The sequence below is a fragment of the Shimazuella sp. NTD248 genome (assembly GCF_059510395.1).
Genome location: NZ_JCAJZT010000012.1, coordinates 21,173 through 47,174, shown reverse-complemented (window position 1 = coordinate 47,174; position 26,002 = coordinate 21,173). Strand labels below are relative to the sequence as shown.

The window sequence follows — 26,002 nt, the reverse complement described above, 5'->3', positions numbered from 1 at the left end:
AAAAAACCGTTCCATTGGAGGAACGGTTTTTATCTTGTAGCAGACATACCACCATCTACGTTGTAGACGCTTCCTGTTGTATATTTCGCTTCCTCTGAAGCTAAAAATAAGATAGTATTTGCTACTTCTGTAGTAGTTCCATATCTCTTCATCGGTATGTAACGGCAGAAATCTTGACGTACTTGTTTCTCCATTCCTGGATTTAATTTGCTTTCGAGGCGGTCCATCAAACTAGATTCAATAGGAGCAGAAATAACAGCGTTGACACGGATATTTGATTGGCTATTTTCCAATGCTACTGTTTTGACTAATCCTAACAAGGCATGTTGTAACATAACATGTGATGAAAGCATAGGAAGTCCCATGAGTCCAGCAACTGTACCATAAGTTACAATAGAGCCTCCTCCGTTTCTTTGCATGATGGGGATCACTTGTTTAATGAGAAAAACAATGTCTTTTACGTGGTGATACAATTTATCTAATTCATTTTCTTCCACTTCTTCAATAGGGCCAACCATACAATCATTTGGTGATGCATATACGAAAATATCGATGGTGCCGAAATATTGTACAATGTCATCAATACAGACTGTTATTTCAGAGTCTTTGCCTCCTTCCATCGAGATCAACAGTGATCGATCAGAAATAAAATGGTCTTTTGAGGACAATTGCATTGCACTAATATTTTGATAGTTATCAATAAGTGCAAGTTTTGCTCCTTCTTGAGCAAATTGCTTTGCCGCTTGATAGCCTACTCCATCTGTAGCACCAGTAATGAGAACTACTTTATCTTGAAAACGTTTCACTATTCTTTTACGCTCCCTGATTTTCAATATCTTTTTAGTATACTTCAAAAAAGAAACCAATAGAGTATTGTCATATTTTAGACGAATAATTTTCAAAACTATAGGTTGCTATTTTTTGAATTTGCCTTCTTTTTTCAATAAAATAGATCTCATAAGTTCAGGTGAAAAAACAGGATTGAGCATCTGATCATTTAACTGTATCTTTAAATGATAGTAGACTGGATACGGGAGGAAAGTTAATGAAATGTCCGATTTGTAATCATAATGGGAGCCGAGTGCTTGATTCGCGACCTGTACATGAAGGAAAAGCGATTAGAAGGAGGCGAGAGTGCGAAGCTTGTAATGAGCGATTTACAACTTTTGAAATGATAGAAGAAAAACCATTGATGGTAATAAAAAAAGACGGGAGCCGAGAAGAATTTAGTCGAGAAAAATTATTACGTGGGTTGATTCGAGCATGTGAGAAAAGACCAGTTCCGACGAGTAGTTTAGAAGGTCTCGTTCTCGATATGGAACGAAAACTTCGTGAGGTAGGTATTTTGGAAGTTCCAACTACTGAAATAGGAGAAATGGTATTGGAACGGTTGGTGAAAATCGATGAAGTTGCCTATGTTCGTTTTGCGTCTGTCTATCGACAATTTCAAGACATTCACCTTTTTGTAAGAGAATTGGAAGATTTACGAAAAAGGTCAAATGAAGGAGATATAGAACATTTTTTGGATGAAAACGACATAGATCGAGAATAAATTTTGGTTGGCTTTGAGTACCCATTTGCGATAGAATGAACAAACCCGCTATTCATTCGGGAGAAAAAATTAGGGGAGGTCACATTCTATGTTTTGGCAAGAAATCCAATTTCGTAGTCGACAAGAAAAAGCATTGGATGATACAGATCTTTTTACTATGACACATCTCTATCAACCAATTGTCGGAGTTATGGGAGTTGGATTATATGTGACGCTTCACTCGCAGGCTTCCCAACAAGAAACTTCCACTCTGCTTACACATACATATCTCTTCAAATTACTCTCTATTTCACATAATCAATTGTTAGAAGCGAGATATCAGTTAGAGGGAGTTGGCTTACTGCGAACATTTGAAAAAAGTAATCAAAGAGAGGGCAACTACTTGGAATACCAAGTTATATCGCCCTTGGCACCCCTTACTTTTTTTCAAACCATGCCATTGGCAATTCAATTGCAACACCGTCTGGGGAAAGATGAGTATCAAATGGTGAAAAATCGAGTGTGGCCAGAAGATAAAGAGATTCAGAGCGTCAATTTGACGAAAAGTTTCCAAGAAGTATATGGACAAAAAGAAGTTGCTGCTTCTACTCAAACAATACCAGCTACGAAAAAGCGAAAATCGAATATCGATTTTGGGTTTATTCGTTCACGATTGGCATCGATTATTAAACCTGCTAATTGGACTTCTCAACTTGAATCAGAGTTGAAACAAGCTTGTTATCTATTTAAGTTGGATGAGTCTATGTTGATAAAAGCTATTCAAAATCCAGAAGTTTCATACAGTGGACATGTTAATTTAGAAAAACTTTTCCATTATTTAAATACGGCACCTTATTCCGATAATTCTGTTGTTTCACCTTCAGACAAGGAAAAGCCAACTATACCAGAGCCAGCAATGTCTCCTAAAGAAAAACATTTCCAGTTGTTAGAGACTATTTCTCCATTCGAACTTTTAGCTCACTATCAAGGAGGAGCAGCTGTACCAAAGAGTGAGATGAATCTGATTCAATCATTGCTCACACATTATCAGTTACCTGCACCTGTTGTGAATGTGCTGTTAGATTTTGTCATGCTAAAGTGTGATCGTAAATTACCAAAGGCATATGTAGAAAAAATAGCTTCTCACTGGAAACGTTTAAATATTCAAACATCTGAGCAAGCAAGAGTACAAGCGCTCAAAGAACATACCAAACAATCAAACCAAAACTCCAGCACAACAAAAGCTAGAAGAAAATCTAGTGTGAAAAAATTGCCTAAAACCATCGCTCGGGAAGTTATCGAGCCTAGTTTTACAGATGAAGAACTTCAAGGGACTTATGATGATATTCAAGCAACAATGAAATTTTTACGTTCAACAGAAAAACAAGTGTTGCACAATAAAGAGTAGCGTGCTATAATAACTTTTGTCAGTTTGAAAGGACTTGAAAATGTTTGAAAATTGTTTGATGGCTCGATAGCTCAGTCGGTAGAGCAGAGGACTGAAAATCCTCGTGTCGGCGGTTCGATTCCGTCTCGAGCCACCAGTTGCGGAAGTGGCTCAGTGGTAGAGCATCGCCTTGCCAAGGCGAGGGTCGCGGGTTCGAATCCCGTCTTCCGCTCCAAATTACTGCCTTGCCGGGGTGGCGGAATAGGCAGACGCACAGGACTTAAAATCCTGCGGTAGGTGACTATCGTGCCGGTTCAAGTCCGGCCCTCGGCACCATATTCTAGCGTTTTGGGGATTTTGAAGCCAGGAAAGTTTAAGGTGAAGATCACAGGTTGCAAACGAAGTACAAACTTTCATCTTACGAAAATGTTTTCCTTGCAATTGCATCTCCAGAGAGGAAGTCGTCCAATTTTTGGGCGGCTTTTTTTGTATGATAATCGCCTAAACTCACATAAATTTTGAGGGATCAAAAAATGAAAAAATCTTTACATAGGGTAAGGGGGTATGCTATGATCATAACAGCATAAATCAATCAATGGAGGAGATTATAAGGAAGAAAGAAGTACTTACAGGTGCAAGGGATGGGTTCCAAGCATTGTGCCGTGATCGTAAAAGGAGCGTTAAAACCGTTTAATGCGAAAGTAGAAGCAGATTTAGCGAAAACCGTGACGGTGGAATATAATGAAGGACAAGTAAGTTTAGACACCTTGAAAGAAGTGATGGAAGATCAAGGTTACGATGTTGTTTAAGGCTATATACCCAGTAGGGGTAAAAAATTTTTACGCCCTAAATACCCCCATAGGGTATATGGAGAGAAGGGAGTTTGATCTATGGTCACGCAACAAAGGTTGAAAATTAGTGGAATGACTTGTGCAGCCTGTTCCAATCGAATAGAGAAAGGTTTAAAAAAAGTTTCTGGTGTTTCCGATGCTAATGTGAACTTCGCTCTCGAAACGGCTACAGTTTCCTTTGATACAGAACAAACGGATGTAGCGGAGTTAAAAGCAAAAATTTCTTCACTTGGTTATGGAACGATGAAAGAAGCAGTAGAGTTGAAACTGATTGGAATGACTTGTGCGGCTTGTGCAAATCGGATTGAAAAAGGGTTAAATAAACTACCAGGGGTATCAAAAGCAACGGTAAACTTCGCCTTGGAGACAGCACGAGTGGAATATTATCCGGATGAAGTCACGAGCAAAGAGATGATTCAAAAAGTAGAAAAACTGGGATATAAAGCAGAGTCAAAACAAGAAGCAGAAAACGATATCGATCACCGTCAAAAAGAAATCAAAAAACAACAAACGAAATTTTTCTTTTCTGCCTTATTATCTTTGCCTCTCTTATGGGCAATGGTAAGTCACTTTTCGTTTACCTCGTTTATCTGGGTTCCAGAAATTTTTATGAATCCTTGGTTTCAGTTTGCATTAGCAACACCTGTTCAATTTATTATCGGCGGACACTTCTATGTTGGAGCATATAAAGCGTTGCGAAATAAAAGTGCCAATATGGATGTCTTGGTAGCTTTGGGTACATCCGCAGCTTATTTTTACAGCTTATATCTTAGTATTCTAAGTATTGGTCAACAAGGACATCATCAAGTAGAGCTATATTTTGAAACGAGTGCTGTTCTTATCACCTTAATTATTCTTGGGAAATTATTTGAAGTTCGGGCAAAAGGTCGTTCTTCCGAAGCGATTAAGAAACTAATGGGATTACAAGCAAAAACAGCTTTAGTCGTTCGTGATGGACAAGAAGTACAGATTTCGATTGAGGAAGTACAAACTGGCGATATATTGATTGTCAAACCAGGAGAAAAGATTCCAGTAGATGGAATAGTCATGGAGGGAACCTCCGCAGTTGATGAATCCATGTTAACTGGGGAAAGTATCCCGATTGAAAAACGCAATGGTGATTTCGTGATTGGAGTTGCCATTAATAAAAATGGCCGTCTCTTGGTCAAAGCAACAAAAGTAGGAAAAGATACTGCTCTTGCTCAAATTGTCAAAGTAGTAGAAGAAGCACAAGGTTCCAAAGCTCCTATTCAACGGGTAGCAGATAAAATCTCAGGAGTGTTTGTACCGATTGTTGTAGGAATCGCTCTATTTACCTTTCTTATCTGGTATTTTGCAGTGAACCCAGGACAATTTGCCAGTGCATTAGAAAAAGGAATTGCAGTATTGGTTATTGCCTGCCCTTGTGCTTTGGGATTAGCCACTCCAACCTCGATTATGGCTGGATCGGGACGAGCAGCGGAATGGGGTGTCTTATTCAAAGGTGGAGAGCATTTGGAATCTACACACCAAGTTAACACTGTTGTATTGGATAAAACCGGAACAATTACTAATGGGAAACCTGTGTTAACTGATGTCCTTGCTGCGGAAGGTATCGAGGAGACAATCTTCTTGACTTTGGTAGGAGCAGCAGAGAAAAACTCGGAACACCCCTTGGCGGAAGCGATTGTGGAAGGGATCAAAGAAAAAGGAATATTAGTACCTAATGCTGAGAAATTTGAGGCGATTCCAGGTTATGGAGTTCGTGCTATTGTCCAGAACAAAGAAATGTTTATTGGTACTCGAAGACTTATGGCTAAACACAACATTGATGTAGAAGCATTTCAAACTGTCATGGAGGACTTAGAGAAATCTGGAAAGACAGCTATGCTAGTAGCTGTCGATGGTCAGTTTGCAGGTTTAGTAGCGGTTGCCGATACGGTCAAAGATACTTCACAGGAAGCCATTGCCCGTCTTAAAAACTTTGGACTAGAAGTGATCATGATCACTGGAGACAACGAGCGTACTGCTGAGGCGATTGGTCAAGAAGTGGGAGTGGATCGAGTTCTTGCAGAAGTATTGCCAGAGGGAAAAGCAAAAGAAGTGAAAAAGCTGCAAGCAGAAGGCAAGAAAGTTGCGATGGTTGGAGATGGGATCAATGATGCACCAGCTCTAGCAACTGCAGATATTGGGATGGCAATAGGTACCGGAACCGATGTTGCAATGGAAGCAGCAGATGTCACGCTCATGCGAGGCGACTTAAAAAGTATTGCCGATGCGATCTTCATGAGCCGAAAAACGATGCGCAACATCAAACAAAATCTTTTTTGGGCATTGGCCTATAACGTCATTGGAATTCCGATTGCTGCTTTTGGTTTCCTAGCACCATGGTTAGCAGGAGCAGCAATGGCACTTAGTTCTGTGTCTGTTGTGCTAAATGCTCTACGCCTGCAACGAGTGAAACATTAATTGGTTTTTCAAATAACTATGACGCTATTCATCAGCTATCCAACGAGAAGCTCTGAGAGAAAGTAAAGTAAGATGAAAAATCAAAATACAAAGGAGAGTTAACCAATGTCACAAGTAAAGTTAAAAGTAGAAGGTATGAGTTGTAATCATTGTGTTGTTGCCATCGAAGGAGCACTACAAGCAATCGGTTCAAAAGGAAAAGTGGATTTGGCTAGTGACACGGTGATGGTAGCATATGACGAAAAGAAATTGTCTTTGGACCAAATCAAAGAAGCAATCGAAGATCAAGGATATGAAGTCGTTTCCTAAATATAGAATAGGGGAGTATATTATAAAAAAATATATTGCAAATGAAAATGAACTAGAAAGAATTGAATTTTATGAGAGATCAGCTACTTGAAAATCAAATGAGCTTTTGACAACGATGCACAAGTTAATGAAATGATTGCTTGCAAGAAAAAGGAACAATGAGCTGTTTTCAGTGGTTGTTCCTTTTTTTGACTTCATTATTTGGTTTCATACACAAGAAGGGATTCGCTTAAATTGTTATTTGAAATAAATTATCCTCATACGATCCTCACAATCTCTCATTAAAATAATGAAGAGAGGAACATCATGAGTAAATCAGTAAAAAGGGTAATTATTTCTTCCATTGTTTTAATAAATAGAGCTCAAATGGATGAAACTTCTGATAAGGAAGGTGGCCAAATACCCAGTCCAAAAATTTCTAAGTATAGCGACAGATGAGAATGCGATTTCTAATCCGCCTGTAATCAAAAATCTGCTTGTATCGATTGGGGTTTCGGAAAGATCTGATTTAACTTTTGTGGCAGGTGAAAAAGAGTTTGACTATTGATCTTCATGATGGAACTAGTACAAGAAATCATTGGTTACAGCATTCAGCTCTTTTTGTATAAAAGTAGGTGATGAAATGAATAAAGTAGTACTAATCGTGGATGATGAAGAAAAAATACGTGATGTCTTGACTTCTTATCTTCAAAAAGAAGGATTTACAACCATAGAAGCTGCCAATGGTACAGAAGCATTAAAAACCATCGAACGAGAAGCAATAGATTTTGTTATCCTCGATTTGATGTTACCCGATATATCCGGAGAAACGGTTTGTCACCGGATACGTGAGTATTTGCCCATACCTATCCTTATGTTAACCGCAAAAGTTTCCGAAAGGGATAGACTCCGAGGATTATCCATAGGAGCAGATGATTATGTGATCAAGCCATTTAGTCCGAGGGAAGTGGTCGCACGAGTGAAAGTAATTCTCCGTAGAACCGATCATGATCTCGTCACATCAAGAGTAACGATTCAAAATGGGGATTTGGAGATTGATCGAGATAATCAAATGGTATTAAAAAAAGGAGAAGAGATACATCTCACTCCAGCAGAATTTAAATTGCTGCTTGTGTTGGCACGCCACCCTGAGCGGACGTTTTCACGAGAAGAATTAATAGAAAAAGTGATTGGTTTTCACTATATGGGGGATGATCGTACGATCGATCAACATGTGAAAAATCTACGTCAAAAAATAGAGACCGATCCTAAAAAACCTACCTACTTACTTACTGTTTATGGATTTGGGTATCGATTTGCAGGAGGAAAATCTCAAACACGATGAAAAAACGATTAACGATAATGTTTGTTGCAGTTGCTTCTGGGATGGTAGGTTTAGCGAGTATTATTTTTCTCGTAGAAATGCATTATCATATTTCCCTTTATCAAAAAAAATTTCCATTACCAGATTCTCAGATGGTTTATTATGATTATCATTTTGAGCAGGCACTGATCCAATCTACTTTATGGACGGTAGTAGGAACTGTTTTACTTGCTATTTTCATCAGCCTTTCTATCGCAAAACGAATTACTTCTCCGCTTATTGAGATGAGAAAAATCACCGAGCAAGTAACGAAAGGAAATTTGGACTCTCGTGTAAAAGTGGCGGGAACAGATGAAGTAGCTCATTTAGGTCAAGCATTCAACCATTTAACAATCAAGCTACAGGAGCAGGAAATACTCAGAAAAAATCTTACGTCAGATATAGCTCATGAGCTTCGCACACCTTTGGCAACATTGAAAAGTCACATGGAAGCTTTTGAAGATGGAATTTGGGAACCAACCCCTGAACGAATTCGATCTTGTCAAGAAGAACTGGAACGACTCATTCATCTAGTGGGGGATCTAGAGCAATTAACCAATGTAGAATCCCCTAGTTTTATCCTTCAAAAACAAAAAGTGGATTTAGTTGAGATCGTAGAACAGAGTACTCGAGCGATGGAAACGAATTTTAAAGTAGAAGGAGTAAAACTAGTCGTGAACACTCCAGAACGTGTTTCTGTGTTTGTGGATCGAAATCGAATCGCGCAAATTTTAATCAATCTGCTATCAAATGCGCTTAAGTTTACCCTTTCTGGTGGACGAGTTACGGTGGAAGTAACAGACGAAGACAGAGATGCAAAAATCACAGTGAAAGATACAGGAATTGGGATTCCAGCTGCGGAGTTGCCTAAAGTATTTGAAAGGTTTTATCGTGTAGAAAAATCGAGAAGTAGAGAGTTAGGTGGAAGTGGAATTGGGTTAACGATTGTCAAAAAATTGGTGGAAGCACATGATGGTTCTATTAACATGGAAAGTAAGGAAGGAATAGGGACAACAGTATGTATTTCCATTCCGAAATAAGTAATGGAACACTTAGCGTAGTTCAGTGATATCAAGCATTATTTGTGAATAATAAAAAGAATCAGAGGTGTCAATGGGAAAATGAAAAAACTACTTATCTTTCTTTCTCTTGTTGTAATTGTGGCTCTAAGTGGATGCGGAAATGCAACAAAAGACAACAAAAACATGGACTCTCAAATGTCAGGAATGGATCATTCCGAAATGCATCATTCGAGTTCGGCTCAATTACCTCAGGGGTTAAAGAAAGCAATCAATCCAAAATATAAAATTGGAAGTCAAGTGATGATACAATCAGACCACATGTCAGGGATGAAAGGCGCGACTGCTACCATTGTAGGGGCTTATGATACAACAGCTTATGTCGTTTCCTATACTCCCACAACAGGGGGAGAAAGAATAAAAAATCATAAGTGGGTTATTAAAGAAGAAATGAAAAATGCAAAAAATCAACCTTTAAAACCAGGAACTGAAGTTATGCTAGAAGCAGACCATATGCCCGGAATGAAGGGTGCAACTGCGACTATTGAATCAAGTGAAAAAACGACCGTGTATATGGTCGATTACACTCCAACAACAGGAGGAGCGAAAGTGAAAAATCATGAATGGGTGACAGAAAGTGAGCTATCCCCGAAGTAGCGCAATCAAAAAAAATTATGTCATGGAATTGAAAAAAGCAGGTGTCTACTTGATGTAGTTGACCTGCTTTTTTTGGCAAACAAAACTGCAAACGAACAATATTTCTTTGCTATTTATCTGAGTATATTCAATTTAAACCTGCATTTTTCCTAAGTCTATTAGTGTCAGATGCAAATGAACAACGCTTACTCTCTTTGTTTGTCTTTCATTATTTGATCATACTGTGCTTCCAGCCAAATATCTTCTAGTTCATGTTTAGCTTTTACCGCGAGAACTTTCACTTGTTTGATAGAATCCTGTAATGTTTCCCTACCCTGAGTAGTAATCGGTTTGATTGTTTTACGGTAGATGGGAAGAAGTGCCGGTATAGAAAATAGTAGCGCTGATCCCACAATCCATTTTTGTACTGGAGAACCCATGGTTATTCATTCCTCCTAAGCCGTTTTTAAATGGATCAACCCATTATTATTGGTTTGCATAGATGTGGTTCTTTTGAATCGAGATACAAAGGAACAGATAGGTTTAGAAATTGTTGTAATGGACCCGGCCACTAAGAATGCTTGTATCCAATGTCCGGTGTTTAATGGCACAGTATGGAAGAAAGTCCTTAAACCAGGGATATAGATAGTAGCTGCCAAGGTCAAGAAGGAAAATCCAAGTGCACCAATCAAGAAGCGATCTTTCATCCAATCAAAAGCCTTTTCTTCTAAACCTTCCTGTCTCCATGAGAATGTTTGAATTAGTTGTCCTATTACAAGAGTGGCGAAAGTTAATGTTTGCGCAATAGGTAAACTAACCCCTTTCATAAGACTGAAAGCAAATAGACCTAAGGAACCTAATCCTAACAATGTTCCACGTATCACGACTTTTTGGTAAAGATCTTCATCTGCAATTTGAATACGTTTGCTCTGATTATTTTTATTCCCTGGACTAGTGGCTAAAATCATGGCTGGCAGTGCATCCGTTAGCATATTCATTAATAGAATCTGAATAGGGATGAGTGGAAGAGGCATTCCGATTAATACTGCCACACCTGTGACAAGTACCTCTGCTAGGTTGCCTGTTAACAGACAACCTAGTGCTTTACGGATGTTTGTCATAATGGTACGTCCTTCTTTGACAGCATGAATGATGGATGAAAATTGATCGGTTTTCAACACCATATCGGAAGTTTCTTTGGTTACTTCTGTCCCCGTCTGCCCCATTGAGATCCCAACATTGGCTTGTTTAATAGCAAGAGTGTCGTTTACACCATCTCCAGTCATGGCTACCTGTATACCTTGATTTTGATAAGCTTGTACGATTCGAACCTTTTGTTCGGGTGTTACACGAGCAAAAACATGAATTTGATTTACTCGTTTGCTTAATGCTGCATCACTTAACTTATCCAATTCTTTCCCTGTCATGACAACAGGTGTAGAATGAATACCTATCTTTTTAGCAATCGATATAGCCGTTAAGGGATGATCACCAGTAATCATTACAGGTCGAACACCTAAACGATAGGTTTCTGCTATACTCTCTGCAATATCATCTTTGGGAGGATCTATCATTCCAGCTAAACCGACTAAGATAAAATCATTTTGATCTATTTTTTCATCCTTCGCTTCCCATTCAATGGGACGATAAGCGAAAGCTAATACACGCATAGATTGATCAGAATAGGATGTATGAATATCTTCGAGATAACGGCGATGTTCGTGCGATAATGGGACTACTTTCCCATCTATTTGGGCAAAAGAACAAATTTCCAGGATCGATTCCATCGACCCTTTTGTGAATACAAAGCAGTTGTTTTCTTTTTTACAAGCAACACTCATTTTTCCTTTGGCTGAATCAAATGGAAGCTCATGCACCCGTTTCCATTCCGTTTGTTTTGGCAGATAGTCTGTTTTATGAGCAAAGGCAAGAAGTGCACCTTCTGTTGGATTGCCTTTTATGGTCCACAGCTCACCATCTTGTAGAAGCTTCGTATTATTACAGAGTGTTACAATGGACACAAGGCGCTCTAAATCAAGCTTATGCTCTTCTTTTATCGGATTGCTGGCTATTATCTTTCCTTTTGGTTCATACCCAATTCCTGTAACTTGCCATTGGTTTGATAAGGTAGCTACTGCTTCAACTGTCATTTCATTTTTGGTTAATGTTCCTGTTTTATCTGTACAAATCACATTCACTCTTCCAAGTGTTTCTAATGTAGATAATCTGCGAATCATGACACTTTTCTTTGCCATGCGGAAAATACCTGCACTCAGGGCGATTGTAACGGTGACAGGAAGCCCTTCTGGTATTGCCGAGGTTGCAAGTGCTACAGATGTAGAGATCATTTGAGAAAAAGTATTTCCGCGAAATAGCCCCACAGCAAAAATGACACTAGCAATGATAAGTGCACCTTTTACAAATCGCTTACTGATGTGTGTAACCTCTTGTTGCAATGGAGTCATTTCTTGTTTCTTTTCTACTAAAAGAGAGAGGAGACGACCAATCTCGGTGTGCATTCCTGTGGAGACAACAATACCAGTTGCTTTTCCTCGTGACACATTTGTACCCATGTATACCATATTGCTGCGTTCTGGCAGAGGAGTATCTTCTGGGATAGCTTGATCTGTTTTCAGTACAGGTAATGACTCTCCTGTTAACATGGACTCATCGACTTCAAAATTCCATGTTTGTAATAAACGAATATCAGCGGGAACGCGGTCTCCAGCTTCAAGATGTATCAAGTCTCCTGGAACAAGTTCATTTCCATCCAGAACTTGTTCGTTTTCATGGCGAATGACTTTACATACAGGAGCTTTGTACTGATTTAGTGCTTCCACTACTTTTTCCGCTTTTCGCTCCTGAATTGTACCCACAACTGCATTTGCCATGAGAACGGAGCCGATAGCAACACCATGAAACACATCACCTGTCAATATGGAAAGTGCTGTAGTTCCAAGTAATAATAGAGAAGTAAACTCTTTGAATTGCCCTAAGTATGCAAGAAGCCAGTTATGTTTTTTTTCTTTTATGATCTCATTGGGACCGAATTCCTTTTTTAAGTACTCTACCTGAGCAGGAGTTAATCCCAATCCATGTTCGACACAGAAATAAGATAAGATTTCTTTTGATGTTAAGGCATACCAAATTGGTGGTGTTGAAGTTTCTTTTTCCGCACAAGTCGTTGCAATTTCTGAAATAGGAGAAGAATTGTCTAGCTTTGGACTCATCTCACTTAAGTGTGATAATTGGATCAAAGAGAGAGCATCTGTAGCTAAATTTATCATCATTGCACTCATTCGAAATGGAATCGCCATAAACACGCCGATGATATTAAAAATTTTACTTATTCGTAACTGTCGATCTGTCCTTTGTTTAATGGAATGGGCAAAATCTATCATACTAGGGAGTTGACGAATTTGTTGATCTGTAATAGATGGCACTAAGGTTTGTAATCTGGAACTAGGCAATTCGGTTAGAAGTAAGTATTCATAACCTTTCTTTCTTTCTCGCTTGATTTGGGAAATGATTGCTTCTTCATTCAAACATAAAAAATCGGTGTCTATCGAAAATCGCTCTAATAGTTGGGGTTCAATTTGCAAACTATTTTTTATTACTTTTATATTCCATCCTTTTTCAAGTAAATGGTGTCGTAAACTCAAATAAGGACGGATTGGTGATTCATTATTTGTGTGGAAAATGCCAAGGCATTCCACTTCATCATTCTGCACACAAACCAGAGCCTGTACATCTTGACCCAGCCGTTTTAGCCGCTTATAAGGGATAAGGTAAGGATCAATCGTACAATGATGACGTTTCAAGTAATCTAATTCACCAAAATAATACATAGACTGCTTAATCTTTCCTTGTATTCCCTGTGCTTCTTCTTTGCAGTTAAAAGCAGTATGTAAGGTGAGAGGGAGTTTTTCTGCTTTTGCTAAAATCGTTTGTTTCCAAGGATGATTTGTTTTTTGTAATAAAGAGGCTAGAATACACCAAACTTTTTCTTCTTGTTGCTCAGTTTGAACCGTTAAATCTTTTTTAGAAGGAGTGAATATTTGTGATGTATCTTCGACTAACAATGTTTTTGTTTGCGCCAATTGTGCCAAACTTCCATTCTTAGGGATCCATCCACCTTCTTGAACTGCCTGAACCTCGGATTTTTTCCAAGCGGCAATGGTTGGAACTACAGCAATACGAGGATTTAATGCTAAAAGTACTGCTAATCCTTTTAGTGGGTCACGAGTCAAAGCAAAGGTAGTTGCTGCGGCTGGAAAAGCAAGCTTTCCCATGCGATTGCTATATTTTTTTATGGATGGACTTAAATAACGGTCTTCCATTTCGTCTATTGATGTTTCTGATCGTTCTAATTGTCCACGTTGCCATTCAATGAATTGCAAGATACTAACTCCTGCAAGAGCGAGTAGGTTTTCACCAATAAAAGCCAAGGAAAGAGCAGAAGCACCTAAAATAAGATCACTGTTCCATTTTTGTTTTTGACTTAGTTGACGAATACCTCGTTTTAAAAAGGGGTAACCCGTAACGACTGATAAAGCGCTTGAGGCAACAAATAACCATGGATTTCCAGCTAGTGCTGTACGTCCGTATACAAGGTGTTTTGTTCCTAAAAAAGCTAATCCACCTAAACTTAAAGTTAAACCTAGAGGAATTTTGCTTTTGACTGGGTTCATCTGTTCATCTTTTGTATGCAAGGCTTCATCATTTTGATGGGGTAACTGGCTGAAAGAGTCAGATTCCTTGGTAACTGCTATTTCTTGATTTACGATGGAAGAAACGGTGCCTTCATTTATAAATGTATCCGCAGATTTCGTTTCTTGATAGAGCAATTTACGTTGAATCATTTTTTCTATAAGGTTGCATTTTTCACAGATCACTTCAGCAGAAAGGATATGAGGTTCAAAGTGAATTTGAACTCTTCCTGTGAGTATACAAATCTGCACATTAGTAATCCCTTTTAACGAGTTCAATTTTTGTTCAATGAGTGCTGAACCCCATGGATTGTCTTGTAATCCCAGGATTTCGATGCGGATGAATCCAGGAAATATCCGAAGATAACGTTCTTGTTTACTCACTAATTATCACCCCTTCCATAAACATACTTAATATGGATTGAAATGGATGTAATTATGCTTTAATTTTTTTACATAAAAACGGGAAGATGATACAGACTGAGATTAAAGTATTGAAAGGGAGCGTTAATAATGAGAATAAAAAATATACCAATTCAAAATCCGTTAGGATGGGGTATTGCAGCAGGTGCAATACTGCTCGCTTCTCCTAAGGCAAGAAAAAAAATAAGAGAGTTAGTGGTAAAAGGTGTATCTACAACAATTGGATTAACTCGCAGGTTCAATGAAAAATGGGACTTAGAGAGTGAGGCTAATGGTTCATGTGGCTTTTCAAAAACATCAACAAAAGCTGAGGAAAAAATGGCATCAATGCAAGAAGTAGAAGATAAAGTAGAGGAAAAAGCAGCACCAATACATGAAGCAGAGGATAAAGCAGGCGAAAAAGTGACACCAGCACATGAAACGAAAGAAAAGTCAGTTGACAATGTTCGAGAATCTATCTTCATAAAAGAAGATAGTCAACGGGGTGATTTGGAGTGAACAAAATCCATCAAAATACAGTTTTGGCAGGTGTTTTTATAGGTGCACTTTCGCAAATTTCCGATACCATTAAATATATAAATGGAAAAACAGATAAACGGGAATATACCGTTAACACGCTAGGAAATGTGGTGAGTTCACTTGGCCTGATAGCGGGTATTGAGTATGGAGCACTTGTTGGCAGCGCCATTTTCCCAGGTGCTGGAACAGTGGCCGGTTCGATTTTAGGTGGTTTTCTTGGTGATTATGTCGGTCGTCATGCTGGTCATCATACTGGGAATATGATACACAAAGAGCAGATTGTAAAAGTAAGTGGTGAAAATGTTACGGTTACCAATAACTATGGTGAATGAATCTCCTTCCATCTGAGATAGCGTTGAAGAGGTATGGGTTCTAATGTATCAACCATTCGGACAATTAACTGGAGTTGACACACGGACGGCGTACTGAGGAGCCCCTCTATCTCATTGGTTTCTACGATAAGTCATTTATTACCTGGGGCAGGTTGGTCCACTCCCAGAATGTGATGTCTGTGACCATCATCCTCAGTTGTATAAAAATCATAATAATGGACATGCATCCCATCTCCAACTGGGATTGCCGGTCCCGAGTGGGCTTGATAGTAATGAGTGTGACCATTTTCGAATAATACATATCCCTCTGTATAGTGGATGTGTTCTCCATCTTTTGTTGGAATCGGTGGAGATGTGATATCTAGGCACTGATGTACATGTCCTGCTGCAACAGATGTGTAATCAACAGATCCATGGTTATGATGCGGCACAAATCCGGAAACAAAATCATCCTTCTTCACTCTTTTCATCCTCATCACTCCCTGAAATAGAACTCTAGACATTTATATGCAAAATCAATAAGTACATTCAATTCAACTCTGTGTATTTTTACTGGTTTTTCTATTATGAAGGAGATATGTATAAGGAAAATCTGTTCATAAAAAAAGATGAAAAAATCTTTGAAATTAATGTTATGGAAAAGGTGAGGAAAGATAAACAAATACTATGAAGAGTTTTTTGATGAGTGAGAAGACAAATTACAATAAATAATTTTCGATAAAATAACTTACTCCATCTTCATCATTGGAAGGTACGTGTATATCTGTATACAGCTTGACGAGAGGATGAGCATTTGCTACAGATGCAGACAAACCTGCAACTTTCAACATAGAGATGTCATTGCAGTGGTTTCCAATAGCAGCGGTTTGCCAAGTCGGAATATGAAGGATTTGATTGAGATAGAGTAGAGCATTGCCCTTTGAAATTCCTTTTGGTACAACATCATAGTAATTTTCATGTGATTGGATAAAGTCACATTCTGCTCTTAATGAATGGCTCTCAGATATCATGTGAAGAATTTGCATGTTAGCTGGAGACCCAATCAATTGTAATTTAATAATTTCTTCCTCAATTTGATCTAAGGAATGAATAGGAAAAGCGGTAACGCCTAGTTTTGATAATTCGATTGCCTTTTCGGGACTTAGCCGAAAAGAATAAATACTGGTAGTGCTAAATAACAACAAATCGACAACAGGGTCTATGTGTTCAATAGCTGAAAGAATCATTTCCACGATATGTTTGGAAAAGTATTTGAGTACCTGTAATTCTTCATCGTGGGGATAATAGATCATTGCTCCATTGCACAGGATAACAGGCAAACCAATTTTAAGTTCATTTACAATGGAATAACTCTCTATGAGGCTTCTTCCTGTAGCAATTGTAAACATGCCTCCGTTTTTTTGATATCGATCTATTGATTGTAGAGTACGTGTGGAAATTTGGCTGTCACTTGTTAATAGGGTACCATCAAGGTCTGAAACGAAAAGTGCATAATGATCTTCCATTTTATCCAACTCCCATCTATCGGTTTGCTAGTTCAGTATAATTTCTATTTGTAAATGGAAAGTGGTCGATTTAATATGTTTACTTTAAGTTTTTATAAACAAACCGTTTAGTTTTGCTCATAGAAAGGATAGAGTTACCAGAGCATGCTGCCGAGGAACGCAGGGATTATGAAAATGATAAAGCGAGAAGAATAGAGTTTAAAAGAGACGTTGCCTACTTTTTAAGAATGGAGATACACGTTTCGTTCTTGGCTATTTTAATTATATTCAGTGGGCTCGGAAAATTTGAACTCGATTGTTACATGGAGTAGGGATAATAAATACGGTGCCCCCATGTCATTTGATCATCCTTCACAGGATATATCTTATGACACGGGGGCACTATATTTTTGTGAATTCGTTTTTCTGATATTTTATTCCTTCATCAAGTATTGCTAACTACCATCATCAAGTTTCATTCTGGTTTTGGTGTTATTGTTTTGTTATTTTGTTCTCCAGTACATGATAAAGCTTGACAACCTTCGTGTTGGAAATCAACTGTCTCAATTTGAATGGTAGTATGCTGGATATGAAATCGTTCTTTTAAACGCCGGATGGCTTCTTTTAAGATGGCTTGGCTTTCGATTTCTTCTTTTATCAGAATGTGACAGGATAAAGAATCGAAACCCGATGTGATCGTCCAAATATGCAAATCATGTACATTTAAAACACCAGAAATCTCTAAAAGTACTTCTTTTACCAACTTTTGATCGATGGTTACTGGTGTCCCTTCCATCAAGATGTGAAAAGAATGAGAAACGACTCCCCACGCACTTTTTAATATCAAGACAGAAACCAGAATACTGATGATTGGATCAGCGATATACCAAGCAAATGCTTGCATGAGGATTCCGGCGATAATGGCACCGACGGAACCTAAGGCATCTCCAATTATGTGAAGATAGGCACTGCGTATATTTATATTTTCTTTTGTGTCTCCTTGTCGGATCAAAACCCAAGCACTTAATAGATTGGCTATTAACCCGATGATGGAGATCAACATCATGGAACCACTTGCAACTTTTGGAGGGTCCAACAATCTTAAATAGGCTTCCCATCCAATAATTCCTGCTATTACAAATAAAGCAACACCATTAAACAAAGCAGCTAAAATTTCGAAGCGATAATATCCATATGTTTTTCGAGGAGAAGGAGGGCGAACAGCAAACCACATTGCAATTAAACTTAAAGCTAAAGAACTCACATCACTGAGCATATGGCCAGAGTCAGATAAGAGTGCCAAGCTATTTGTAAACAAACCCCCAAAAAACTCCAGAATCATAATTCCAGCAGTTATTATTAAAGCAATGAATAGCCCTTTTTTATTGCTCTCTCGTATATGATGGTGAGTGTGTCCATGTGTATGAGAATGACTGTGGTTATGCATTTGGCTTCACCTCTTTTGATTAGGAATGAGAAATATGTTTGAGTCCAATTTCCATCAAATTCAATATATGTTCGTCATCGATACTGTAGTAAACCATTCTTCCCACTTTTCTATGCTTTACAAGACGAAGGTTTCGCAAGTTTTTTAGTTGGTGAGAAATAGAAGACTGTGTCATCTCCAAGATCGCTGCTAAATCACAGACGCAAACTTCACGCTGGATGAGTGTATGTATAATTCGAATTCGTGTAGGATCGCTGAGTGCTTGAAATAATAAGGCGAGATCTTTCCCTTTTTCCTGTGATAATTGTTTGGATCGAACATCAGCCACCACGTCATCATGAATGATCGTAACGTCACAGCAGTCATTTGTTATAGATGGATTGAATTCGTTCAAATGAAACATCCTTTCATAAATATATGAACATATATTCATATATTTAATATAGATGTAGTGTGGAGGAGTGTCAATAGGGAAGTGAAACAAAAAGCCGATTTGTTTAAATAATCGACTTTTTGGGATTTAAGTATCAAATGATAGCTGTTAGGAGAGGGATTCTTGTTGTAAGAAGGGATTCGATTCAAGCTTTGTTCGTTTAATTTTTGCTCCTAATGATTTTAAATTACCTACTAAATCGATATAACCTCGATCAATATGTCGAAGCTCTCTTACTTCGGTTGTGCCTTCTGCAATTAGCCCTGCTAATACTAGTGCAGCTCCAGCTCGTAAGTCAGTTGCCATTACTTGCGTACCAGAAAGAGGATGTTTTCCTTCAATCAAGGCGGTTTGCCCGTTGATCTTGATATTTGCGCCCATCCGACGAAATTCTTCCACATGCATAAAACGATCTTCAAAAACGGTTTCCGTTAACATACTAGTACCATTTGCTGCTAATTGTAATACCATGATGGGGGATTGGAGATCAGTTGGAAATCCTGGGTAAGGCAGTGTTTTGATATCAATTGGTTTAATTTCATCTGGGCCACTCACATGAATGCCGTTTTCACATTCTAATACGGTGACACCCATCTCTCGCATTTTTACGATTAAAGAAGTAAGATGCTTGGATTTTGCTTGTTCGATGAATACATCTCCTCCTGTGATCGCAGCTGCAATCATATATGTCCCAACTTCAATACGATCAGGTATAACAGAATAATCAGTACCTCTTAAGAAATCTACTCCTTCAATCGTGATAAACGGCGTCCCTGCACCTTCAATTCTTGCACCCATCTGATTTAAAAAATTAGCCAAGTCTTGGATTTCCGGTTCACAGGCTGCATTTACAATTGTAGTGATACCTTTTGCAAGCGTTGCAGCCATTAAGATATTTTGTGTAGCGCCAACACTTGGAATATCTAGATATACATTGTTACCTCTCAATTGATTAGGAACAAACCCTTCCACATAACCATGACCAATTTTAAACTCTGCACCGAGTGCTTCTAATCCTTTTAAGTGTTGGTCGATAGGACGGCTTCCGATCGCACAACCTCCTGGCAGAGGCACTCTAGCATATTTTTTTCGTGCCAACAGGGGACCGAGTACAGTAACAGAAGCCCGCATTTTACAAACCAACTCATATGGTGCTTCTGTGGAATCAAATTTTTCTGCATGAATCGTGACCATATCATCTGACATATCTACATGGATGCCAAGTGATTGTAATAACTGTGTAATGGTAGTTACATCTTCTAGACCTGTGGGAACATTTCGAATGATCACTTTGTTACGCGATGCTAAGATGGATGCTGAAATTAAAGGCAGGATTGCGTTTTTAGAGCCATGAGCTTTTACGGTTCCCTGTAGTTTAGAACCACCTGTTACCATGATTTTTTCCAATGAAAAACCCTCCATCAAAAAGAAATAATAGGTAGAACAGTATTTGAAGAAAGGAAAGGATAAGTTCGTAATTAGTTATATGCCATGGTACTTAGTAGTGTGAGTGATATCATTATTTATATAATTGTGCGTTTTCCTATCTATTACCAGTAAGAACTGGCACATTTCCTATCATATCATGAAAAAATCCTAGTAGCAGAAGTTCATTTTCCATTTGAATACAAAAAGGAAAAAGGAGTATTCCTTAACCGATTAGGATGTCTTCTTTTGGATAATTCATAGTCCTATCTTCTATTCGAGATAAAGAAAACAAGATTGCAAGAGGCCCGATCTTACCAAAAAACATCATTATGCCAATGATGAATGTTCCCCATGCTGTAAGATCAAAGGTTAGATTTGCAGATAACCCTACTGTACCAAAAGCAGACATCACTTCAAACAGACAGACGAGAAACGATTCCTCCTGAACCATGGAAAGAAAAAATACACCCACTGCTACAAAGGTAAGAGAAATGGCAAATATCGCTAAGCATTTCATGATGGAAGAAGCATCGATTGATCGATGGAAGAGATGAATTTGCTTTTTTCCTTTGATAAAGGCGATAACAGCAAATAAAATCACGACAAAGGTCGTAACTTTTATTCCTCCTCCTGTAGAAGTACTGCCAGCACCAACAAACATGAGCAAACACATAAAGAATAGCGTAGACTCTTGTAAGGAACCAATATCAATGGTATTAAAACCAGCAGACCGTAAGGAAACAGATTGAAAATAGGATGCCCACCATTTATCAGAGAGTGTGAATGCATGTAAGGCTTTGCCATGATTATGTTCTAGCAAAAATATAACGATCATGCCGAAAATGACCAGAGCAAAGGAAGCAGTGATCATAATTTTCGAGTGCAATGTCAATTGTTTGAAGTTTCGTTTTTTCCATATATCAAATATGACTGTGAATCCAAGTCCTCCGATCAAGACGAGTACTGTTGTGACAACATTTAGAACAGGATTGTCGTAATGTGACATCATATTGTCTGGCCAAAGTGCAAAACCACCATTGTTAAAGGAAGAAATACTGTGAAAGATGGATAAATAAACAGCTTCTCCTAACGGAAGTTGAGGTTGCCAATAAAGAAAGAGAACGATAGCCCCAATGAGTTCGACTGCCAGTACATAAAAGAGTAAATTTTTTAATAATGCAGTCATATTTCCAAATGTTATGTTATTAAGTGAAAAGTTTAAAACCAATTTATCTTTTAAGGAAAGTTTTTTTCCTAGCAAAATAAAAAACAGAGATGCAAAAGCCATGATCCCAAGACCACCGATTTGTACCAAAAAGAGCAAAACGATTTGTCCAAATGTAGTGAAGGTAGTCCCAACATCTAATGTGATTAAGCCTGTACAAGTAAGGGCAGAGGTTGCCATAAACCACGCATCGAGCCAACTGATCGGTTTCGTTGTCGAGATAGGAATTTTGAGCATGAAAGTGCCCAAAAACAAAATAACTCCTGATACCAAGATCAATATCTGAGAAGTACTGAGACGTTTGTAGTTCACCTTAAATTCCTTCTTCTTCTTCAAAACGTTTAATAGCAATTTTCCGTCCTATTACTACTAAGACATCGTCTTTTAAAATCAGTTCATTGGACACAAGCGATATTTTTACCACACCACCGCGTTTGATGGCAATAATATTACATCCATATTTATTTCGGATATCTAAATCCTGCAATGTTTTGTTGTGTATTTTGGGTGATGCGATGATCTCTACGATACTATGTTCACCCGACAACTCGATATAATCAATGATGCTTTTAGAGCTTATATAATTGGCGATTTTTATTGCCATATCTCTTTCAGGATGAATAACTTGATCTGCTCCGATTTTTGTCAATACTCGATGATGGTTATCATTCGAAGCTTTAGCCCAAACTTTTTTGACACCCATTTCTTTGAGCATCAATGTGAGTAATACACTTCCTTCTATGTTGTCGCCAAATGACACAAATACATGATCAAAACTTGTGATATCAAGCATTTCTAAAGTTGTCTCATCAAGATTGGAGACTTGGACAGTTTGGACAGCGTATTTGGCGTACTCGTTTACTTTTTCTTGGTCGATATCGACAGCGAGTACATCGATTCCATTTTTATGTAGTTCTTTTACTAAACTTCCACCAAATCTTCCTAATCCAAAGACAGCAAATTGCTTATTCTTCAAAACGAAGAGCTCCTTTAAGTTATAATGTAAGTTTTTTTAGCGGTTCAAATTATATGTATTATATGGAATTTTACCCGATAAGCAAAGGCTTTATTTTAAATTTGTGTCGCTCCCATGACACTTGGTAATACAAAGGCTGCGAAACAACGTTTTGTATTGTACGATAAGCATATATTCTTGTTACGGCCAACAACTATGAAACTTCTAATATACGAACTACATGATGCTAAGAATTGCATAGAGCGAAAAAGAATGATAGAAGGTTGACATATTTGCTGATGTTTTGGAATTAGTTACATAAGAAGCATTTTGGATAGTGGAATAGTAGCCCTAGCGTGAAAAAGGAAAAAGTCTTAAATTTTCTTCCGTTTTTCTTAAAATAAGGTTCTGATTTACCAAACATACTGAGATTAGTAGAAAGATAAGAATAAAGAGGTGCAGGATATGAATTTATGGGATGTTATTGTCGGGTTTATTTTGGGGATGGTAGAAGGTCTTACAGAGTTTGCACCGGTTTCTTCTACAGGACATATGATTATCGTCGATGATTTGCTGCTAAAATCAAAAGAATTGTTCTCACCAGAAGTAGCAAATACGTTTAAAGTAGTGATACAGTTAGGTTCGATTTTGGCTGTTATTATTGTTTTTAAAGATCGATTTATCAACCTATTAGGATTGACTAAGGCGGCACGCGAGTCGCTTGATAGTCGCAATCGATTGGAATTGAAACAAGTTATCGTTGGATTATTGCCAGCAGGTGTACTTGGATTTTTATTAGAAGATTACATAGATGAACACTTATTTTCTATTAACACAGTCGTAGTTGGTTTGGTGATTGGGGCTGTTTTAATGTTATTGGCTGATTTTTTACGTCCTGCAACACCAAAAGCAGAAACCGTTGATCAAATCACTTATAAGCAAGCGCTTTCGATTGGTTTTTTCCAGTGTTTATCCTTATGGCCCGGTTTTTCTCGTTCAGGATCAACTATTTCCGGTGGGGTTCTTTTAGGTTTAAGTCACCGTGCTGCGTCTGATTTTACCTTTATTATGGCAGTACCGATCATGCTTGGTGCAAGTTCTATTTCATTGTTGAAACACTGGCAATATTTCACTTTGAACGATCTGCCGTTTTTTATTGCCGGATTTATTACAGCTTTTGTATTTGCCTTAATCTCCATTCGATTTTTTCTGAAGTTGATCAATAAGATTAAACTAGTACCCTTTGCAATTTACCGAATTGTATTGGCTGCAATTATCTACTTTGTATTTTTGTAAAATGAAACCCCGACGGGCATAACCCGTCGGGGTTTTTTTAGTCTTCTTTCGAACGATAGGATTGAGTCATCTGCTGCCAAACCGTGCCACTCGCTTCTTCTCCTTCGGTAATGCGCTGCAATGCTATTTGTGCTTGCATTTTCACTTCGAATTCTGGATCACTAATGGCCAACTGTAAGGCAGGTATAGCCGTTTCGTCACCAACTTCAAATAAGAAACGAGCTGCGCGCCAGCGGACGAGCTTATTTTTGTCTTTTAGTGCTTCGCACATCACTAGGGTTGCATCAGGATCACCAATATCCGATATAGTGTCACCTGCGGTGCGACGAACGATGGCAGATGAATCTTTCATCGCTCTATAGAGATAGGGAAGTACGATCTTTCCTTCGATATAACCTAAGAAAACGACAGCTTGTCTGCGTATAGTCACTGACGAATCATCGAGTGCCATTGCTAGTATGTCGATTTCCTCTGTTGCCGGCTCCCAGAGCATCAATGCAGCATAACGAGTTTCCCAATTGTTTTGCTGAAAGGCAGTTCGTACTTCTGCTGCTGATTTTTTTTGTTCTTGCAAAGTAGGTTCGGCTCTTGGTGATAGTGCTTGTTTGATTAAACGTTGTAAACGTCCATCTGGATACATAGCCTCATATTCGGCAGTAAGCTGCTTCCCGATTTCATCGGGTTCTCCGTAACGAACCCCTTGATCCATCCACTTTCTTTCTAAGATTACATTGGATGTTACCCCTTGTATTTGCAGTACAGTTTGTTGAAAGCGATCAGGTAAGGCAAAGCGGTTTTCTGTATTATGGTGAACCAATTTGATCTGATAAGGAATCCCCCTGAGCGTTTGGATCAGCACTTGTACTTCTCCAAAGGAATCTAATTCAGCTGTTAATGAGGAGTTCTTATCTACTTGCTCTTCGCCAAAAATTTCTCGAACTTGGGAAAGCAGCTTTTCCCAATCCGCTTTTGGATGCCGTTCGATAGAGAGGAAATCAAGTACTTGAAAGACGCTAGTGATCCCATCTATATTCAAAATCTTTTGGAGGTAGTCGGGGGCATAATCTTTTGTAGCTTTCGTATATTCGTGTCGAGTCCCAGTCGGAAGAACTTGATCTAGGTTACACTTCATCACATTTGGGCTCGGAGTGGGTTCAATGGAAACGATCTTCATGATAACACTTCCTTGTTGGATACTTTTCAGTAGTATTGTATCCTTTGCTAGATAAAAAGCCAAACGCAATGAGTAGTGATGAAAAATATCATTTATTTTATTTTGATAATTAAACCAATATTGTATAATATAGATCGAAATCCAATGTTCGCAATCCGAAAGGACTTTCTGATGAACGACTTTCAACTCGTACGCGGTTCTGATGTCGAAGAAACCGAGGAAGAAATCCGACAGTCCCACCTCTTCCTGCAATGGTTGAGGAAGATTGCAAGCAGCCGAGAGATCGAACTTCAAAGGGTGAAGGTTGTAGCGGTCTACAAGTGGGGCAGCCCCAAAGAGATCAAGATGATCCAGCTGAAGGCAGAAGCCTGCGACTCCGAGGGGAGGAAGCTCGGTGGTATCGCAATCCTGCGAGGCGATACGGTAGATGTATTGTTGATTCTCAAATGTGAGGGACATGAATACGTCGTTCACGTTTCCCAGCTTCGAGTTCCAGCAGGACAGCGAGTCATCTCCAATCCGTCTGGAATGATCGATCGCGGTGAGACAGCGGAATCAGCAGGCGACCGTGAACGGAAAGAAGAGACCGGTGTCGAGTTGCCGCCTGGGAAAATGATTCATCTTGGTGAGGCTGTCGGTCATAAGCATTCGTACCTCACAAGTTCAGGTACTTCCGACGAACGCGTAGAGATGAAGGCTCTCATTTATGAGGTAACTCCTAGTACCTTGGAGAAATTTCAGGGTGCGTACGGTGGGCTTCAAGAAGAAAATGAGCAGACCAAATCGAGCGTTACTCCAATCGAAAAATCCTTCGGAGTGCTGGAATCATATGGATCAGCATCCATGAAATCGGTACTCAGCCTGCTGCTCTACCAGCAGTATCGACAGCAGATGTCCGCCAATTCACGGTGGAAGTTCTTCACACGGTACTGGCGGAAGCTATCCGCCTGGTGTAGGCAGAGGTAGCTCCGGTTTTGTGGTTGGACCCTTGGCAAATGCAACAACTTCCAAGGGTCCGCTACTTTTATATAGGAATCGCTTTGGAGACCTGTTT

General features: G+C 38.8%; 24 protein-coding genes and 3 tRNA genes. 16 read left to right on the top strand and 11 right to left on the bottom strand.

Annotated features, from left to right (window positions below; translation table 11 throughout):
* Positions 1-29: 29 nt before the first annotated feature.
* The gene (locus AC5WOE_RS18955) at positions 30-806 is read right to left on the bottom strand and encodes an SDR family NAD(P)-dependent oxidoreductase (protein WP_496051364.1); all 777 of its coding nucleotides are present in this window, start codon (positions 804-806) and stop codon (positions 30-32) included.
* 239 nt (positions 807-1,045) lie between these two features.
* Here AC5WOE_RS18955 and nrdR point away from each other — a divergent pair, with 239 nt between their 5' ends.
* From nrdR to AC5WOE_RS18895, 12 genes are all read left to right on the top strand, one after another.
* Positions 1,046-1,552, top strand: coding sequence for a transcriptional regulator NrdR (nrdR, locus tag AC5WOE_RS18950; protein WP_496053242.1), 507 nt, complete (start codon positions 1,046-1,048; stop codon positions 1,550-1,552).
* Positions 1,553-1,640: 88 nt separating this feature from the next.
* The gene (locus tag AC5WOE_RS18945) at positions 1,641-2,939 is read left to right on the top strand and encodes a DnaD domain protein (RefSeq protein ID WP_496053241.1); all 1,299 of its coding nucleotides are present in this window, start codon (positions 1,641-1,643) and stop codon (positions 2,937-2,939) included.
* Positions 2,940-2,999: 60 nt separating this feature from the next.
* Positions 3,000-3,075, top strand: a tRNA-Phe gene (locus AC5WOE_RS18940).
* A gap of 3 nt (positions 3,076-3,078) precedes the next feature.
* A tRNA-Gly gene (locus AC5WOE_RS18935) sits at positions 3,079-3,153 on the top strand.
* 12 nt (positions 3,154-3,165) lie between these two features.
* A tRNA-Leu gene (locus AC5WOE_RS18930) sits at positions 3,166-3,254 on the top strand.
* Positions 3,255-3,550: 296 nt separating this feature from the next.
* Positions 3,551-3,727 carry a cation transporter gene (locus tag AC5WOE_RS18925; RefSeq protein ID WP_496053240.1) on the top strand — a complete coding sequence of 59 codons (177 nt, stop codon included), beginning with the start codon at positions 3,551-3,553 and terminating at the stop codon, positions 3,725-3,727.
* Between the two features lie 81 nt (positions 3,728-3,808).
* Complete coding sequence (locus tag AC5WOE_RS18920) at positions 3,809-6,217, top strand: heavy metal translocating P-type ATPase (RefSeq protein WP_496053239.1); 2,409 nt, start codon at positions 3,809-3,811, stop codon at positions 6,215-6,217.
* Positions 6,218-6,322: 105 nt separating this feature from the next.
* Entirely contained in the window at positions 6,323-6,526 is a 204-nt protein-coding gene (locus AC5WOE_RS18915) for a copper ion binding protein (protein ID WP_496053238.1), read from the top strand.
* 370 nt (positions 6,527-6,896) lie between these two features.
* On the top strand, positions 6,897-7,073 hold the full coding sequence (locus AC5WOE_RS18910) for a hypothetical protein (RefSeq protein WP_496051370.1): 177 nt from the start codon (positions 6,897-6,899) through the stop codon (positions 7,071-7,073).
* 75 nt (positions 7,074-7,148) lie between these two features.
* A complete protein-coding gene (locus AC5WOE_RS18905) occupies positions 7,149-7,850 on the top strand; it encodes a response regulator (protein ID WP_496053237.1) in 702 nt (233 codons plus the stop codon).
* On the top strand, positions 7,847-8,908 hold the full coding sequence (locus tag AC5WOE_RS18900) for a sensor histidine kinase (RefSeq protein WP_496053236.1): 1,062 nt from the start codon (positions 7,847-7,849) through the stop codon (positions 8,906-8,908). The genes AC5WOE_RS18905 and AC5WOE_RS18900 overlap by 4 nt, the downstream gene beginning before the upstream one ends.
* 81 nt (positions 8,909-8,989) lie before the next feature.
* Positions 8,990-9,544: a YdhK family protein gene (locus AC5WOE_RS18895; RefSeq protein WP_496053235.1), complete on the top strand. Its 555-nt coding sequence runs from the start codon at positions 8,990-8,992 to the stop codon at positions 9,542-9,544.
* 185 nt (positions 9,545-9,729) lie between these two features.
* Here AC5WOE_RS18895 and AC5WOE_RS18890 read toward each other — a convergent pair whose 3' ends face one another.
* On the bottom strand, positions 9,730-9,963 hold the full coding sequence (locus tag AC5WOE_RS18890; protein WP_496051374.1) for a hypothetical protein: 234 nt from the start codon (positions 9,961-9,963) through the stop codon (positions 9,730-9,732).
* Positions 9,964-9,978: 15 nt separating this feature from the next.
* A complete protein-coding gene (locus tag AC5WOE_RS18885; protein ID WP_496053234.1) occupies positions 9,979-14,616 on the bottom strand; it encodes a cation-translocating P-type ATPase in 4,638 nt (1,545 codons plus the stop codon).
* Positions 14,617-14,745: 129 nt separating this feature from the next.
* Here AC5WOE_RS18885 and AC5WOE_RS18880 point away from each other — a divergent pair, with 129 nt between their 5' ends.
* Both AC5WOE_RS18880 and AC5WOE_RS18875 read left to right on the top strand, forming a co-directional pair.
* Positions 14,746-15,153, top strand: coding sequence for a hypothetical protein (locus AC5WOE_RS18880; protein ID WP_496051376.1), 408 nt, complete (start codon positions 14,746-14,748; stop codon positions 15,151-15,153).
* Entirely contained in the window at positions 15,150-15,506 is a 357-nt protein-coding gene (locus AC5WOE_RS18875) for a glycine zipper domain-containing protein (protein ID WP_496051377.1), read from the top strand. Before AC5WOE_RS18880 ends, AC5WOE_RS18875 begins: the two co-directional genes overlap by 4 nt.
* 131 nt (positions 15,507-15,637) lie before the next feature.
* On the opposite strand, the gene AC5WOE_RS18870 is transcribed toward AC5WOE_RS18875, so the two are convergent.
* The 7 genes from AC5WOE_RS18870 to AC5WOE_RS18840 all read right to left on the bottom strand — a co-directional run bounded on the left by AC5WOE_RS18870 (position 15,638) and on the right by AC5WOE_RS18840 (position 22,499).
* A complete protein-coding gene (locus tag AC5WOE_RS18870; RefSeq protein WP_496051378.1) occupies positions 15,638-15,976 on the bottom strand; it encodes a YmaF family protein in 339 nt (112 codons plus the stop codon).
* 228 nt (positions 15,977-16,204) lie between these two features.
* Positions 16,205-17,011 (bottom strand): HAD family hydrolase, encoded by an 807-nt coding sequence (locus AC5WOE_RS18865; RefSeq protein WP_496053233.1) that lies wholly within the window; start codon positions 17,009-17,011, stop codon positions 16,205-16,207.
* 454 nt (positions 17,012-17,465) lie between these two features.
* On the bottom strand, positions 17,466-18,437 hold the full coding sequence (locus tag AC5WOE_RS18860) for a cation diffusion facilitator family transporter (protein WP_496051380.1): 972 nt from the start codon (positions 18,435-18,437) through the stop codon (positions 17,466-17,468).
* A 19-nt stretch (positions 18,438-18,456) separates the two neighbouring features.
* Entirely contained in the window at positions 18,457-18,831 is a 375-nt protein-coding gene (locus AC5WOE_RS18855; RefSeq protein WP_496051381.1) for an ArsR/SmtB family transcription factor, read from the bottom strand.
* A gap of 147 nt (positions 18,832-18,978) precedes the next feature.
* On the bottom strand, positions 18,979-20,277 hold the full coding sequence (murA, locus tag AC5WOE_RS18850) for a UDP-N-acetylglucosamine 1-carboxyvinyltransferase (protein ID WP_496051382.1): 1,299 nt from the start codon (positions 20,275-20,277) through the stop codon (positions 18,979-18,981).
* A gap of 244 nt (positions 20,278-20,521) precedes the next feature.
* Positions 20,522-21,835, bottom strand: coding sequence for a TrkH family potassium uptake protein (locus AC5WOE_RS18845; protein ID WP_496051383.1), 1,314 nt, complete (start codon positions 21,833-21,835; stop codon positions 20,522-20,524).
* Between the two features lies 1 nt (position 21,836).
* Positions 21,837-22,499 (bottom strand): potassium channel family protein, encoded by a 663-nt coding sequence (locus AC5WOE_RS18840; RefSeq protein ID WP_496051384.1) that lies wholly within the window; start codon positions 22,497-22,499, stop codon positions 21,837-21,839.
* A 444-nt stretch (positions 22,500-22,943) separates the two neighbouring features.
* On the opposite strand from AC5WOE_RS18840, the gene AC5WOE_RS18835 reads away from it, so the two are divergent.
* A complete protein-coding gene (locus tag AC5WOE_RS18835; RefSeq protein WP_496051385.1) occupies positions 22,944-23,774 on the top strand; it encodes an undecaprenyl-diphosphate phosphatase in 831 nt (276 codons plus the stop codon).
* A 37-nt stretch (positions 23,775-23,811) separates the two neighbouring features.
* On the opposite strand, the gene AC5WOE_RS18830 is transcribed toward AC5WOE_RS18835, so the two are convergent.
* Positions 23,812-24,948 (bottom strand): conserved virulence factor C family protein, encoded by a 1,137-nt coding sequence (locus AC5WOE_RS18830; protein ID WP_496053232.1) that lies wholly within the window; start codon positions 24,946-24,948, stop codon positions 23,812-23,814.
* Between the two features lie 345 nt (positions 24,949-25,293).
* Between AC5WOE_RS18830 and AC5WOE_RS18825 the strand changes: the two genes are divergently transcribed.
* Positions 25,294-25,914, top strand: a complete 621-nt coding sequence (locus tag AC5WOE_RS18825) for an NUDIX domain-containing protein (RefSeq protein ID WP_496053231.1) — start codon at positions 25,294-25,296, stop codon at positions 25,912-25,914.
* Positions 25,915-26,002: the final 88 nt, after the last annotated feature.

Coding starts and splice junctions, on each gene's coding strand:
- nrdR (WP_496053242.1), top strand. CDS start 1,046: ATGAAATGTCCGATTTGTAATCATAATGGGAGCCGAGTGCTTGATTCG.
- AC5WOE_RS18945 (WP_496053241.1), top strand. CDS start 1,641: ATGTTTTGGCAAGAAATCCAATTTCGTAGTCGACAAGAAAAAGCATTG.
- AC5WOE_RS18920 (WP_496053239.1), top strand. CDS start 3,809: ATGGTCACGCAACAAAGGTTGAAAATTAGTGGAATGACTTGTGCAGCC.
- AC5WOE_RS18915 (WP_496053238.1), top strand. CDS start 6,323: ATGTCACAAGTAAAGTTAAAAGTAGAAGGTATGAGTTGTAATCATTGT.
- AC5WOE_RS18910 (WP_496051370.1), top strand. CDS start 6,897: ATGAAACTTCTGATAAGGAAGGTGGCCAAATACCCAGTCCAAAAATTT.
- AC5WOE_RS18905 (WP_496053237.1), top strand. CDS start 7,149: ATGAATAAAGTAGTACTAATCGTGGATGATGAAGAAAAAATACGTGAT.
- AC5WOE_RS18900 (WP_496053236.1), top strand. CDS start 7,847: ATGAAAAAACGATTAACGATAATGTTTGTTGCAGTTGCTTCTGGGATG.
- AC5WOE_RS18895 (WP_496053235.1), top strand. CDS start 8,990: ATGAAAAAACTACTTATCTTTCTTTCTCTTGTTGTAATTGTGGCTCTA.
- AC5WOE_RS18890 (WP_496051374.1), bottom strand. CDS start 9,963: ATGGGTTCTCCAGTACAAAAATGGATTGTGGGATCAGCGCTACTATTT.
- AC5WOE_RS18880 (WP_496051376.1), top strand. CDS start 14,746: ATGAGAATAAAAAATATACCAATTCAAAATCCGTTAGGATGGGGTATT.
- AC5WOE_RS18870 (WP_496051378.1), bottom strand. CDS start 15,976: ATGAAAAGAGTGAAGAAGGATGATTTTGTTTCCGGATTTGTGCCGCAT.
- AC5WOE_RS18865 (WP_496053233.1), bottom strand. CDS start 17,011: ATGGAAGATCATTATGCACTTTTCGTTTCAGACCTTGATGGTACCCTA.
- AC5WOE_RS18860 (WP_496051380.1), bottom strand. CDS start 18,437: ATGCATAACCACAGTCATTCTCATACACATGGACACACTCACCATCAT.
- AC5WOE_RS18835 (WP_496051385.1), top strand. CDS start 22,944: ATGAATTTATGGGATGTTATTGTCGGGTTTATTTTGGGGATGGTAGAA.
- AC5WOE_RS18830 (WP_496053232.1), bottom strand. CDS start 24,948: ATGAAGATCGTTTCCATTGAACCCACTCCGAGCCCAAATGTGATGAAG.
- AC5WOE_RS18825 (WP_496053231.1), top strand. CDS start 25,294: ATGATCCAGCTGAAGGCAGAAGCCTGCGACTCCGAGGGGAGGAAGCTC.